This is a genomic window from Demequina sp., from assembly GCF_024642165.1.
Classification (GTDB): Bacteria; Actinomycetota; Actinomycetes; order Actinomycetales; family Demequinaceae; genus Demequina.
In genome coordinates this window covers 1-13,067 of record NZ_JAHEBP010000005.1, presented here as the reverse complement: position 1 = coordinate 13,067, position 13,067 = coordinate 1, and the positions used below count along the sequence as shown (strand labels likewise).

General features: G+C 71.5%; 12 protein-coding genes and 1 pseudogene. 4 read left to right on the top strand and 9 right to left on the bottom strand.

The genetic code is table 11. The annotated features are described in order from the left end of the window. The 6 genes from Q0L54_RS01020 to Q0L54_RS00995 form a co-directional block, all read right to left on the bottom strand. Positions 1–614, bottom strand: a 614-nt coding sequence (locus Q0L54_RS01020; protein WP_296664688.1) for a CoA-binding protein, incomplete at its 3' end; no start/stop codon positions are given. A gap of 9 nt (positions 615–623) precedes the next feature. Then, entirely contained in the window at positions 624–1,796 is a 1,173-nt protein-coding gene (gene sucC, locus Q0L54_RS01015; RefSeq protein WP_296664686.1) for an ADP-forming succinate--CoA ligase subunit beta, read from the bottom strand. 161 nt (positions 1,797–1,957) lie between these two features. After that, entirely contained in the window at positions 1,958–2,911 is a 954-nt protein-coding gene (locus Q0L54_RS01010) for an L-lactate dehydrogenase (RefSeq protein ID WP_296664684.1), read from the bottom strand. A 52-nt stretch (positions 2,912–2,963) separates the two neighbouring features. Beyond that, on the bottom strand, positions 2,964–5,327 hold the full coding sequence (gene pcrA, locus Q0L54_RS01005; RefSeq protein ID WP_296664682.1) for a DNA helicase PcrA: 2,364 nt from the start codon (positions 5,325–5,327) through the stop codon (positions 2,964–2,966). Between the two features lie 58 nt (positions 5,328–5,385). Continuing rightward, positions 5,386–5,862 (bottom strand): hypothetical protein, encoded by a 477-nt coding sequence (locus Q0L54_RS01000; protein ID WP_296664680.1) that lies wholly within the window; start codon positions 5,860–5,862, stop codon positions 5,386–5,388. 69 nt (positions 5,863–5,931) lie between these two features. Further along, entirely contained in the window at positions 5,932–7,353 is a 1,422-nt protein-coding gene (locus Q0L54_RS00995; protein WP_296664678.1) for a DEAD/DEAH box helicase, read from the bottom strand. A gap of 245 nt (positions 7,354–7,598) precedes the next feature. Between Q0L54_RS00995 and Q0L54_RS00990 the strand changes: the two genes are divergently transcribed. After that, the gene (locus tag Q0L54_RS00990) at positions 7,599–8,288 is read left to right on the top strand and encodes a hypothetical protein (RefSeq protein WP_296664676.1); all 690 of its coding nucleotides are present in this window, start codon (positions 7,599–7,601) and stop codon (positions 8,286–8,288) included. An 83-nt stretch (positions 8,289–8,371) separates the two neighbouring features. Here the strand turns inward: Q0L54_RS00990 and Q0L54_RS00985 are convergent, their stop codons facing one another. Together Q0L54_RS00985 and Q0L54_RS00980 are read right to left on the bottom strand one after the other, a co-directional pair. After that, positions 8,372–9,022: a response regulator transcription factor gene (locus tag Q0L54_RS00985; RefSeq protein ID WP_296664674.1), complete on the bottom strand. Its 651-nt coding sequence runs from the start codon at positions 9,020–9,022 to the stop codon at positions 8,372–8,374. Beyond that, positions 9,019–10,038 carry a histidine kinase gene (locus tag Q0L54_RS00980; RefSeq protein ID WP_296664672.1) on the bottom strand — a complete coding sequence of 340 codons (1,020 nt, stop codon included), beginning with the start codon at positions 10,036–10,038 and terminating at the stop codon, positions 9,019–9,021. The genes Q0L54_RS00985 and Q0L54_RS00980 overlap by 4 nt, the downstream gene beginning before the upstream one ends. A gap of 159 nt (positions 10,039–10,197) precedes the next feature. Between Q0L54_RS00980 and Q0L54_RS00975 the strand changes: the two genes are divergently transcribed. The 3 genes from Q0L54_RS00975 (at position 10,198) to Q0L54_RS00965 (ending at position 12,688) form a co-directional block, all read left to right on the top strand. Beyond that, complete coding sequence (locus Q0L54_RS00975) at positions 10,198–11,751, top strand: PspC domain-containing protein (RefSeq protein ID WP_296664670.1); 1,554 nt, start codon at positions 10,198–10,200, stop codon at positions 11,749–11,751. Beyond that, positions 11,748–12,011 carry a hypothetical protein gene (locus Q0L54_RS00970; protein WP_296664668.1) on the top strand — a complete coding sequence of 88 codons (264 nt, stop codon included), beginning with the start codon at positions 11,748–11,750 and terminating at the stop codon, positions 12,009–12,011. Before Q0L54_RS00975 ends, Q0L54_RS00970 begins: the two co-directional genes overlap by 4 nt. 98 nt (positions 12,012–12,109) lie before the next feature. Continuing rightward, positions 12,110–12,688 (top strand): DapH/DapD/GlmU-related protein, encoded by a 579-nt coding sequence (locus tag Q0L54_RS00965; protein ID WP_296664666.1) that lies wholly within the window; start codon positions 12,110–12,112, stop codon positions 12,686–12,688. 32 nt (positions 12,689–12,720) lie between these two features. On the opposite strand, the pseudogene Q0L54_RS00960 reads toward Q0L54_RS00965, so the two are convergent. Beyond that, a pseudogene (locus Q0L54_RS00960) lies at positions 12,721–13,067 on the bottom strand (GMP synthase (glutamine-hydrolyzing)); the annotation flags it as partial.

The following is a 13,067-nucleotide window of genomic DNA, read 5'->3' as shown; positions in this document are numbered from 1 at the left end:
GGGTCGTTCTCGAACGCCTCGAGGCAGTCGATGTGCGTGGTGCCCACGATCGGGTCTCCGCCGATGCCCACGCAGGTGCTGAAGCCGATGTCGCTGAGCTCGAACATCATCTGATAGGTGAGCGTGCCGGACTTGGACACGAGCCCGATCCTGCCCGGCCCGGTGATGTTCGCGGGAGTGATGCCCACGTTCGACTGGCCCGGCGTGATGAGGCCGGGGCAGTTGGGGCCGATCAGGCGGGTGCCCTTCGACTCCGCGTACGCGAAGAACTGCGCCGTGTCGTCGACCGGGACGCCCTCGGTGATGATCACCACCAGCGGCATGCCAGCGTCGACGGCCTCCATGACCGCGGACTTGGTGAAGGCCGGCGGGACGAAGACCACGGACACGTCCGCGCCGGTCGCCGCCATCGCGTCGGCGACCGTTCCGTACACGGGGACGGTGCGCGTGGCGCCGTCGATGGCGAAGTCGACGGAGGTGCCCGCCTTGCGCGGGTTGACCCCGCCCACGATCTGGGTGCCGGAGGTGAGCATGCGCGTGGTGTGCTTCATGCCCTCGGAGCCCGTCATGCCCTGCACGACGACCTTGGACTCTGCGGTGAGGAAGATGGCCATGGGTTCTCCTTAGGCGGCCGCGGCGGCGAGCTCGGCGGCCTTGGCCGCGGCGCCGTCCATGGTGTCGACGATGGTCACGAGCGGGTGGTTGGCGGCGGCGAGGATCGCCCGGCCCTCCTCGACGGCGTTGCCGTCGAGGCGCACCACGAGCGGCTTGGTGGCCTCGTCGCCGATGGTCTCGAGAGCGCCCACGATGCCGTTGGCGACCTCGATGCACGAGGTGATGCCGCCGAACACGTTGACGAACACGCTCTTCACCTGCGGGTCATGCAGGATCACGTGCAGGCCGTTGGCCATCACGGCCGCGGATGCGCCGCCGCCGATGTCGAGGAAGTTCGCGGGCTTGATCCCGCCGAACTGCTCGCCCGCGTAGGCGACCACGTCGAGCGTGGACATCACGAGGCCCGCGCCGTTGCCGATGATGCCCACCGAGCCGTCGAGCTTCACGTAGTTGAGGTCCAGCGACTTCGCCTCCGTCTCCAGCGGGTCCGTCTCCGAGTCGTCCTCGAGGGCCTCGTGGTCGGGGTGGCGGAAGTCGGCGTTCGCGTCGAGCGTCACCTTGCCGTCGAGCGCGATGATCGCGCCGTCCTCGGTGCGCACCAGCGGATTCACCTCGACCAGCGTGGCGTCCTCCTCCGCGTACACCGTCCACAGCGCCTGGATCACGTCCGCGACCTGCGCCTTGAGCTCCTCGGGGAAGCCGGCCTCATCGACGATCTCCGCGGCCTTCGCCGCGTCGATGCCCACCAGGGGGTCCACGGCGACCTTCGCGAGCGCCTCGGGTCGCTCGACCGCGAGCTCCTCGATCTCCATGCCGCCCTCGACCGAGCACATGGCGAGGTAGCGGCGCTCCGCACGGTCCAGGAGAACGGAGAAGTAGAACTCCTCGGCGATCGCGGCTCCGGCCGCGATCATCACTCGGTTGACGGTGTGGCCCTTGATGTCCATGCCCAGGATCGCGGCGGCGTGCTGCTCCGCCTCCTCGGGCGAGCGGGCGAGCTTGACGCCGCCTGCCTTGCCGCGCCCACCCACCTTCACCTGGGCCTTGACGACGACCACGGCGCCGCCCAGCTTCTCGGCCGCGGCTCGCGCCTCGGCGGGGGTCTCGGCGACGATGCCGGGGAGCACGGGCACGCCGTGCTTCTCGAACATGTCGCGCGCCTGGTACTCGTACAGGTCCATGCACTGTCCTCACGCGTGTGTGGCGCGCCCGCGTCGGCGCGCGTCCGATGGTGCCGGTATCAGCCTACCCAGCAGGGGCGGGTGATCGGGACCATGGTCCCGTCGCGTGCGAGCGCCGGCCGACGGGGCCGGTCTGACGCCTCTCACCCGCGGCCCAAACGTCAGGCGGCGCCGAACTTCTCCGCGGTGTCGCGGATGGACCGCGCAGACGCGTCGAGCGCGGCACGCTCGGCCTCGTCGACGGGCACGTCCACCTGGTGCTCGATCCCGTGACGCCCCACCACGGCGGGCAGCGACATGCAGATCTCGCCCACGCCGGGGTAGTCGATGAGGGTCGAGACCGGGAGCACGCGACGCTGATCGCCCAGCACCGCCTCGACGATGCGGGCGCCCGCGGCACCGATGGCGTAGTTGGTGGCGCCCTTGCCCTCGATGATCGTGTACGCGGAGCGCATCACGTCATGGTGGATGCGCTCCCGCGCCTCCTGGGTCATCACCACCTTGCCGTCGCGGCCCTTCCACTCGTTGAGCGGGAGGCCGCCGATGCTCGCGGAGGACCACAGCGCCACCTCGGTGTCGCCGTGCTCGCCGGCGATGTACGCGTGCACGTTGCCCACCGCGACGTCGCACTCCATGGCGATCTCGTGGCGCAGTCGCGAGCTGTCGAGGACCGTGCCGGAGCCGAACATCTGCGCCGGGTCCATGCCGGACTTCTTGATCGCCGCGTAGGTCACCACATCCACCGGGTTGGTGACCAGGATGTAGATCGCGTTGGGAGCGACCTTGATCAGCGGCGGGATCACCTTGTCCATGAGGGAGATGGTCGCGCCGGCGAGGTCCATGCGGCTCTGCCCCGGCTGCTGCTTCGCGCCCGCCGTGACGACCACCACGTCCGAGTCCTCGCACACGCCCACGTCGGACGAGCCGAGCACGGTCGCCTCCGGCATGAACTGGATGCCCTGCGCGAGGTCGAGCGCCTCGGCCTCGACCTTGGCGGTGTTGATGTCGTACAGCGCGACCGTGCGCGCGAACCCGCGCATCAGGCCCGCGTAGGCCAGGGTGGAGCCCACCGCGCCGGCGCCCACGATCGAGACCTTGGAAGTCTTGGCGTCCATGTCACCCTCCCGTTGTGAAGTGGAACGGCACGAGCCTAGTCCGCGCGCCGCGTCAGAGCCTGGTGAGGGCGTTGAAGCGCAGCACCAGTCGCTTGACCCCATCGGCGCCGAAGTCGACCTTGACCACGGCGTTGCGGCCGGAGCCCTCGGTGCCCACCACCTTGCCCAGGCCGAACTTGTCGTGCGTGACCCGGTCCCCCGGTTCGAAGCCGAGGTCGCCGGACCCGCCGCCCGGCGGGCTGGGCGGCACGTGCCGGGACTGGACCGCCCCGGCGCGGCTGTAGGTGTTGCCGTCCTCGCGATCCTGGCTGCCGCCGTAGCCCATCCCCGACCAGGCGCCGCCGCGCGAGGAGCCGCGGTCCGCGCGGGCGCGCAGGGACGCCATCGAGGTCGCCGAGCGGGACCACTCCATGATCTCCGCCGGGATCTCGTCCACGAACCGGCTGGCGCCGAAGTACTGCGGGGCGCCCCACGACGATCGCGCCTCGGCGCGCGTCAGGTAGAGGCGCTCGCGGGCGCGGGTGAGGCCCACGTAGGCGAGCCTGCGCTCCTCCTCCATGTCCTTGGGATCCCCGGATTCGATCGAGCGCAGGTGGGGGAACGTGCCGTCCTCGAGCCCGGTGAGGAAGACCACCGGGAACTCCAGACCCTTCGCGGTGTGGAGCGTCATCAGCGTGACCACCCCGCCGCTGCCGTCGACGTCGGGGATCTGGTCCGCGTCCGCCACCAGCGCGACCTTCTCCAGGAAGTCCGCGAGGCTACCCTCCGGGTTGTCCTCGGAGAACTCACGGCCCACCGCAACCAGCTCCATGATGTTCTCGATGCGGCTCGCGTCCTGCGGATCGTCCGAGGCGCGCAGCGCCGCGAGCATCCCCGATCGATCGGCGATCGCGTCGAGAACGCCGGCGGGTCCGTTGTCCCGTGCGAGCGCGCGCAGATCGTCCATCAGCGCCACGAACTCATCGACGGCGCGTCGCGAGCGGGCGGCGAGCCCCGCATCGTCCAGACGCCGCAAGGCGGAGCCGAAGCTGGCGGCCTCGCCGGCGGCGGCGAGCACGCGGCGCACTCCCTCGACGGACTCGACGGCCGTGTCCCCGATGCCCCGCTTGGGGACGTTGATGATGCGCCGGACCGCGATGTCGTCGTCCTGGTTCACCACGGCGGCGAGGTACGCGAGCATGTCCTTGACCTCGCGGCGCTCATAGAAGCGCGTGCCACCCACCACCTTGTAAGGGATCTCCGCGCGGATGAAGCGCTCCTCGACCGCGCGGGACTGGGCGTTGGCGCGGTACATGATCGCGATCTGGGAGGGCTGGACGCCGTCCTCACGAACAAGCCGGCCGATCTCCTCGGCGACGAACTGCGCCTCCTCCTGCTCAGTGTCCGCGGCGAAGCCCTTGATCCGCTCGCCCGCGCCCGCGTCGGTCCAGAGGTTCTTGGCGCGGCGGTCCGAGTTGTTCGCGATCACCGCGTTCGCGGCGGAGAGGATGTTCTGAGTCGAGCGGTAGTTCTGCTCGAGGCGCACCACGTGGGCGTTCGGGTAGTCGTTCTCGAACTCGAGGATGTTGCGGATGGTGGCGCCGCGGAACGCGTAGATCGACTGGTCCGCGTCGCCCACCACCGTGACCTCCGCCGCGGGCAGGCTCGCATCGTCCGACGGCCCCACCAGCTCACGCACCAGGACGTACTGGGCGTGGTTGGTGTCCTGGTACTCGTCCACCAGGATGTGGCGGAAGCGCTCGCGGTACGCGCGGGCCACCTGCGGGTGATCCTGGAGCAGCCGCACCGTCTTCACGATGATGTCGTCGAAGTCCACGGCGTTCGCCGCCGCGAGCCGGCGCTGGTAGAGCGGGTAGGCCGTGGCGGCTGCGTGCTCGATCGAGAAGCGCGACGCCATGGAGGCGCCCGCGAGCGCGACCTCGGGGTCGATCAGCTCGTCCTTGAACTTGCCGATGCGGCTCAGCACGGCCTTGGGCGTGAACTTCTTGGGGTCGAGGTCGAGCTCCTTCATCACGAGCTTCATCAGGTTGACCGAGTCGGCCGTGTCGTAGATCGAGAACGAGCCCGAGAGCCCCGCGAGCTCGTGATCGCGACGCAGGATGCGCACGCAGGCGGAGTGGAAGGTCGACACCCACATGCCGCGTGCCTCAGGCCCCACCAGCGCCTCGACCCGCCCTCGCATCTCCCCCGCCGCCTTGTTGGTGAACGTGATGGCGAGGATCTGGTGCGGGCGCGCGCGCCCGGCCTCGAGCAGGTGCGCGATGCGGTGCGTGAGCACCCGCGTCTTTCCCGACCCGGCGCCGGCGATGATGAGCAGCGCGTCCCCGGCGTAGAGGACCGCCTCGGCCTGCGGAGGGTTGAGGCCCTCGACGAGCGGCGACGGCGAGGACTGGGAGAGGTCGAAGAGCGCATCCATGACCCGTGAAGTCTAGGCGGTGCCACCGACGCGGGCTCTCGCCGGGACGATGCGCGGCTCAGGACGCGCGGGCGACCGTCCCGTAGCGCTCGAAGTCCGCCAGCGCGGCCTCCGCGGCCGCGCGCACCTCGCCGTCGATGTCGTACCGCGCGAGGCCGAGCAGCATGCGCCACACCTGGCGGTCGGCGGGCGCCTGCCCGCCCTTGGCGAGGATCGAGTAGCACAGCGCCACGGTGGCGCGCACGGCAGGTCGCGCGTCATCGGCGAGCCGGATCAGCTCCGGCGACAGCCGCGCGAGCTCCGCGATCCGCTCGGCCCGCAGCATCTCCCGCTCGGCCGAGTCCTCGACGGCGGAGATGTCGGCGCGGGCGCGCTCGCGCAGGGCCGCCAGATCGTCGTGCCGGGGCCGTGTCGCCCAGAAGGAATACGCGCGCAACGGGTCCGCTCCGGGGCGCCCGTGGAAGGCATGGGGCAGGAAGGCCTCATCGACCGCGCGACGGGCGCTGACCTGGGGTTTCGCATCGCTGCGGGGCATGAACCACAGACTATCCAATTCGGACAAATCCACAAGGCCCCGCAGCGATGCTCCGCCGCGGAAATGGGGTCAGCGCGAGCGGCGCGGCGCCTGCGAACGGCGCCCGGCCCCGGCGGCCGAGAAGGCCGCCGCGCCGCCGGAGGACGAACCCCCGCCAGAGTGCCCACCGGAGTGCCCTCCGGAGTGCCCGCCCGACTGGGGACGGCCCGCGCCACGGCGACGGGACTGCCCGTAGCCACCGGCAGAGGCGTTGGCGCCGCCGCGGCCGGATCCCTGACGCGCGGGGCGCTGCTCGGGCTCGGTCACGGCGTGGTGGACGCGGGGCGCGACCGCGCCGACCAGCCCGACCACTCGGGGCGAGGTCGAATTGACCGCGTCCGGGCGCACGGTGATGCCGGCCTTGCGCAGGAGCTGGTCGGTCTCGCGGCGCTGCTCGGGCAGCACCACGGTGACCACGTCGCCCGAGGAGCCCGCGCGCGCCGTGCGGCCCGAGCGGTGCAGGTACGCCTTGTGCTCCATGGGCGGGTCGACGTGGACCACCAGTTCGACGCCGTCGACGTGGACTCCGCGCGCGGCGACGTCGGTCGCGACCAGCACCTTGTAGGTGTCGCCGGAGAACAGCGCGAGGTTCTTGTCGCGACGCGCCTGCGACAGGTTGCCGTGCAGGTCGACCGCGGGGATGCCCGCCTCGGTGAGCTGCTTCGCCAGCTTCTTCGCCTGGTGCTTGGTGCGCATGAAGAGGATGCGGCGGCCGGTGCCGGAGGCGAGCGTGTGCACCAGGTCGCGCTTGGCGTCGGCGCCGTTCACGTGGAACACGTGGTGGGTCATGGCCTCGACGTGGCTGTTCGGGTCATCGACGGAGTGCGTGATGGGATCGGCCAGGAAGCGGCGCACCAGCTTGTCCACGCCGTTGTCGAGCGTGGCGGAGAACAGCAGTCGCTGGCCCTTCGCCGGGGTGGCGCTCATGATGCGCGTGACGCCGGGCAGGAAGCCCAGGTCCGCCATGTGGTCGGCCTCGTCGAGCACGGTGATCTCGATGGCGTCGAGGTGCACGTGTCCCTGGCGCATGAGGTCCTCGAGGCGGCCGGGGCACGCCACCACGATGTCCGCGCCGGCGCGCAGCGCCTGCTCCTGACCGCGCTGGCTCACGCCGCCGAAGATGGTGGTGGTGGTGAGCCCGTACGCGGCGGCGAGCGGGCCCACGACGGCCTCGATCTGGGTCGCGAGCTCGCGGGTCGGGGCGAGCACCAGGGCGCGGGGGCGGCCCGGACGGGAGCGGCCGCCGCGGGCGCCCAGGCGCGCCGCCATGGGCAGCGAGAATGCGAGGGTCTTGCCGGAGCCGGTCTTGCCACGGCCGAGCACGTCGCGCCCGGCGAGGGTGTCAGGCAGGGTGTCGACCTGGATGGGGAAGGCATGGGTCTTGCCGTCGCGCTCGAGGACCGCCGTCAATGCGGTGGGCACGCCGAGCTCGGCGAAGGAGGTGGAGGTCACGGTGTGGCCTTTCAAGGCAATGCGCCGGCGGCGCGCACGAAGGCGCACTGGTCTCGGGTGAGTTTCACCGGCGATGGTGGCGAATCGCGGAGGTGTCCGCGCTCGTTCGCCGGAGAGAATTTCTACGAGCCGTGCCGCGCCCGTGGGGCGGCGTAGGCGAGAAGCGGAAGCAATCTGCGACGCAGGAGGGTCGAGTTCGACCCTGCAAGTACCGGTAAGCGTATCAGGCGGAGCACAATCGGCCTATGACTCCCCTCGCCGGGCCGCTCCGAGGCGAGCATCGCTGGCCGGCCGTGGCCGCGCTGCTCATCGCGCTGGCGCTGTACGTGGCACTGCCGTCGACGTCCCTGACAGGGGTGCGGTACGCGGTCGCAGGAGTGGGTGTGGCGCTGCTCATACCGTTGGTGGCCGTCAACCCGGTGCGGATGCGCCGTCAGACGGCGTGGTCGCGACGGCTCAGCGTGGGCCAGGCACTGCTGCTCGCCGCCGCGAACCAGGTTGCCCTGATCGCGCTGCTCATCGCTCTCGTGCACCCGCCCGACGGCTCCGGACCGCGCCTGCTGCTCGGCGCCGCCCAGGTGTGGCTCACCAACGTGATCGCCTTCGCGCTCGTGCTGTGGGAGATCGACCGGGGCGGGCCGGTGGTGCGGTTCACCGAGGACCGCGCCCTGCTGCCGGCCGCCGATCTCCGCTTCGCCCAGGACGAGGACCACGACGCGATCGAGGAGGTGGCCGTCGCATCGTCCCGGCACGCCGGCTGGCGGCCGCGGTTCGGCGACTACCTCTACACGAGCCTGTCGAACTCGATGGCGTTCTCCGCCTCGGACTCGATCCCGCTGTCGGGTCGCGCGAAGGCGCTCATGGGCCTGCAGGCGTTCTCGGGATTCGTGCTGCTGGCGCTGGTGATCGCGCGCGCCGTGTCTCTGTTCGGCTGATCCCCTCCGCGCCCTGGCGGGACATGGGTGCAGAACCCGCGCGCCGAATCCGACACTCAGGTCCCGCTAGGGCGCGAGTGCGACTAGACGATGCGCCGCTGCGCCGCCCAGTGCGCGAGCTCGTGCCGGTTCGACAGTTGCAGCTTGTGCAGCACCTTGCCCACGTGGGTCTCGACGGTCTTGATGGAGATGAACAGCTTCTCCGCGACCTCGCGGTAGGTGTAACCGCGGGCGATGAGCCGCATCACCTCCTGTTCCCGTTCCGTGAGCTTGTCGAGGTCCTCGTCGGCCGCGGCGACCTCGCCGCCCGCCGCGCCGAATGCGTCGAGGACGAAGCCCGCGAGCCGGGGCGAGAACACCGCATCCCCAGACGCCACCCGCCGCACCGCGTCCGACAGGTCTGGCCCTGAGATCGACTTGGTGACGTACCCGCGTGCCCCGGCGCGGACCACCGCCACCACGTCCTCGGCCGAATCGGAGACGGACAGGGCGAGCACCCGCGGCGCCCCCGGGTGGTGCAGAATCTCGGCGAGCACGTCGAGAGCGCCACCGCCCGTCCCGCCGGGCAGGTGGACGTCCAGGATGACCACCTCGGGGGAGGTCTCTCGGACCACCGCGATCGCCGACTCGACGTCGCGGCCCTCGCCCACCACCTCGATGTCGTCGGCGAGGCTCTCCCGCACCCCCACCCGGATCACGTCGTGGTCGTCCACGATCACCACGTTCACGCTCATCGCTGCTCCTCCTTGGGCATCGACACGACCACCTCGGTGCGCGCTCCGGGCGCGGACACGATCTCGGCCGTGCCCCCGTGGCGCTCGACGCGCCCGATGATCGACTCGCGGATCCCCAGCCGGCCGGCCGGCACGGCGCCGGGGTCGAATCCGGGTCCGCCATCGCGCACGAAGGCCTCGAAACCGGCCGAGGTCACCTCGGCGTACACGGCGTACGGGGGACGCGCGTGGCGCGCCGCGTTGAACACGGCCTCGCGCACCGCCTGGACCGCGGCCGCCAAAGCCGGCGTGGTCGGGGCGTCGCCCACCGTCACCACCTCGACCTCCACGCCGCGCGCGTCCTCAACCTCGGCGACCGCGGCCGCCAGCGCCGTCGACACGGACTCCGCGGTGGTGCGTCGATCCTGGTAGAGGTAGGAGCGCAGGTCCCGCTCCTGAGCCCGCGCCAGGCGCGCCACGGCGTCCGGATCCTCCGCCTTGGCGCGTATCAGCGTGAGCGTCTGCAGCACGGAGTCGTGAAGATGCGCGGCGATCTCCGCCCGCTCGAACTCGCGCACCCGCCGCTCACGCTCCACGCGCACCTGGCGCAGCAGCCGCAACCACCATGGCGCGAGCAGGAACGCGAGGCCGCCCACGATGATCAGCGGGATGGCGAACGCGCGCACCAGCGGGTTCCACTCCGGGTCGGCGGTCGCGAACCACCACAGCGCGCCGATCGAGAGCACCACTCCCGCTGCCAGCCGCACCCACGCATCGCGGGAGAACAGCCCGCCCACATCGGGCCGCCGCGCGTCGAGCTGGACCGCGCTCTCGAGCGGGCTCCACACCAGGACCACGCCGATGATGAAGACGATGAGCGGCAGCAGCCACCACGACACGTGCGCCCACTCGTAGCGCCGCACCAGCATCGTCGCGGCGACGGCAAGCAGCCCTCCGCCCAGCAGCGCGCGCCACCATTGCGCGGCCGGCGAGCGCCGCTCGAGCGGCCGCGCCAAGCGAGGCGCGGGGGTGGTCATGGGACCAGCGTCGCACAGGGGACCCGCGCGGGGCCTCGGCCGTGGGGACGATGCGGGGGCCGGCAGGCGGCGCCCAGGATCAGGGTGCGAATCAGGGGGTCCCCTCATAGCGGCTCGCTGGAGCACGGCGGGAGACTGGAGAAAGAACGGAGGCCCGACATGACCGACCAGCAGACGCCCCCCACCGAGGCGGCGCTCTTCACCACCATTCGCCGATGGGGCATCACCCGAGGCGACGAGCGAGTGCTCGGCGGCGTGGTCGCCGGCCTTGCGGCACGACTCAACTGGGCGCTCGGCTGGACCCGCGTCGGCGTGGTCGCCGGCGCGATCCTGCTCAACGGCATCGTGCTCCTCGCCTATGCCGCCGCCTGGGCGCTGCTGCCCGACCGCCACGGCCGGATCATCATCCAGGACTTCGGCCGGGGCGTACCCAACGTGGGTGCCCTCATCGGCATCGGCGTCATCGGGTTCTTCGGCCTGTTCGGCCTGGGTGGCTCGTGGGGCCTGGGCGGCGGATGGCCATGGGACGGCAGCTGGCCGTGGGGTGACGGCAATGCGATCGCGGGATTCGGCCGCGCCTTCGCCGGAGTCCTCACCGTCGTGGTGCCGCTCGCCGTCGTCGGCGGCCTGATCGCACTCATCGTGGTGATCTCACGCCGCAACCGCGACGACGGACCGGCTCCGGACGGCACGCCCCCGGTGTACGCCGCGCCCCCGGCCTGGGCTGCGGACAAGCAGCGCGAGCGTGCGGCCGCCGCCGCAGGCACGGCCGCCGCGACGTCCGCACCCGCACCCGCACCGCAGTCCGCGGCCTCGCCCCCTCCCGGCACATCGGCGTCCGGGCAGACGGCGTACCCGCAGGCCGCTCCCGCCACTCCCCTGGGTGGCCCGCCGGTGCCTCCCACCCCGATGGCCCCTCCCCCGCCGCCGCGGCCGCCACGCGTTCCCGGCGCAGGGGCCCCCTTCGGCCTGCTGACACTCGCGTGGCTCTTCATCTCCGCGGCGGGCGTCGCGTGGGCGGCCTGGCAGGACCGGCTGGTGGTACACCCGCTGATCGCATGGTTCGCGGTGTTCCTCACCGGTCTCGGGCTGATCCTGGTCCTGGTGTCGCTCGCCGGACGCCGGCTGGGCTTCCTCGCCTTCCTCTCCGCGGCACTGCTGATCCCCGCGGGCGTGCTGATCGTCCAGGCGGACGCGATCCGCGACGGCTGGGGCGAGGGCTGGTTCCCCCACGTCGAGGTGATCCGCGACGGCGGTGAGGTGGTGCGCGTCGAGATCGGCGACGGCGAGATCGTGATCGGGGACGTGCCCACCACGGCTCCCGAGCCCACGTCCACGCCCTTTGCGAACATTGCCGCCGGATTCGATGGCGACTACGACGAGGTGGTGATGCCAGCCGTCTGCTACGCCTCCGATGAGGCGCCCGGTGCCGATGGCCTCAGCCGCGCCGTCATCACCTACGACGAGGTCGCCGCGTCGGTCACCCTACAAGCTACCGCCGAGCACACCACTCTGCGGGTGCCCCAGGGAACCAGCGTGTCGGTGAGCGCACCCGAGGACATCGTCGCGCAGGTCTACTGGCCGGACCGCGGCCTCGCCTGCGACGTCTCCGGCGCCGAGTTCGCCGCCACCGCCGACGGCCCCGTGCTGTCGGTTGAACCCTCATCCGATACCGGATGGTCCATCATCGTCATCGAGGAGGTCTCGTCATGAGCACCGTCGTCCCACCCCGCCGCGGCCTCGCGGAGCGCGTCACCGGCGCGATCTGGGGCATCATCGTCACCGCCGTCGGAGCGTTCCTCATCGCCGCCCTCTCCGGCTACGACGTCGACCTCGAACTGATCGCCATCGTCTCGCTCGTGGCGCTGGGCGGTTGGCTGCTGTTCTCCGCGATCGCGGCCGCGACGCGCCAGTCGCGGCGCGAGCGTGAGGCGGTCGCTGCCGCCGCTCCCGTGTCGCGGACCGAGGACTGAAACGTCCGACATCCGGGTCCTCACCGACCCGGATGTCGGATCACACCGCCGCCCCTACGCCCTCGGCGCATCGTGGGCGGCGGCGCTAGTGTGACGTGATGGAAAGCTCCTCGATCGACCACCTGCTCGCGACCTTGCGGGCCGGCGCGACCATCACGGGGGAGTCGGGCTTCTTCGGCGCGATGCACGAAGCGAGCCAGCGCGCGCTGCGGATCACCGCTCGTCTCAATGGCGCGTATCACGAGCCTGGCGAGGTGCGAGAGCTCCTGTCGGAGCTGTTCGGCGTCGACATCGACCCCTCGGTGACGCTGTTCCCGCCCTTCCACACGGAGTTCGGCCGCAACACGGTCATCGGTCGGGACGTCTTCATCAACATGGGATGCATGTTCCAGGACCAGGGCGGGATCACCATCGGCGACGGCGCACTGATCGGGCACCGCGTCACCATCGCCACGCTCGAGCACGACCTCGATCCCGCGCGGCGCGCAGACCTGATCCCGCGTGCCGTGACCATCGGCACAGGCGTGTGGATCGGGGCCGGCGCCACCATCCTCCCGGGCGTCACGATCGGCGACGGCGCGGTGGTGGGCGCCGCAGCCGTGGTCACCAAGGACGTGCCCGCCCGCGCCGTCGTGGTCGGGTCCCCCGCTCGTCAGATCCGAACCGTCGAGGGCTGACCCTGGGCAGGCCGCGCGGGGTCAGCGCGCGGCTACTCCCACTCGATGGTGCCCGGCGGCTTGCTGGTGACGTCGAGCACCACGCGGTTGATCTCCGGAACCTCGTTGGTGATGCGGTTGGAGATGTGCGCGAGCACGTCGTAGGGCACGCGGCTCCAGTCCGCTGTCATCGCGTCCTCGGAGGACACGGGCCGCAGCACCACCGGGTGCCCGTAGGTGCGGCCGTCGCCCTGGACGCCCACGGACCTCACGTCCGCGAGGAGCACCACGGGGCACTGCCAGATGTCGCGGTCGAGGCCCGCCCGGGTCAGCTCCTCCCGGGCGATCGCGTCCGCGGCGCGCAGCACGTCGAGACGGTCCTGCGAGACGGCGCCGATGA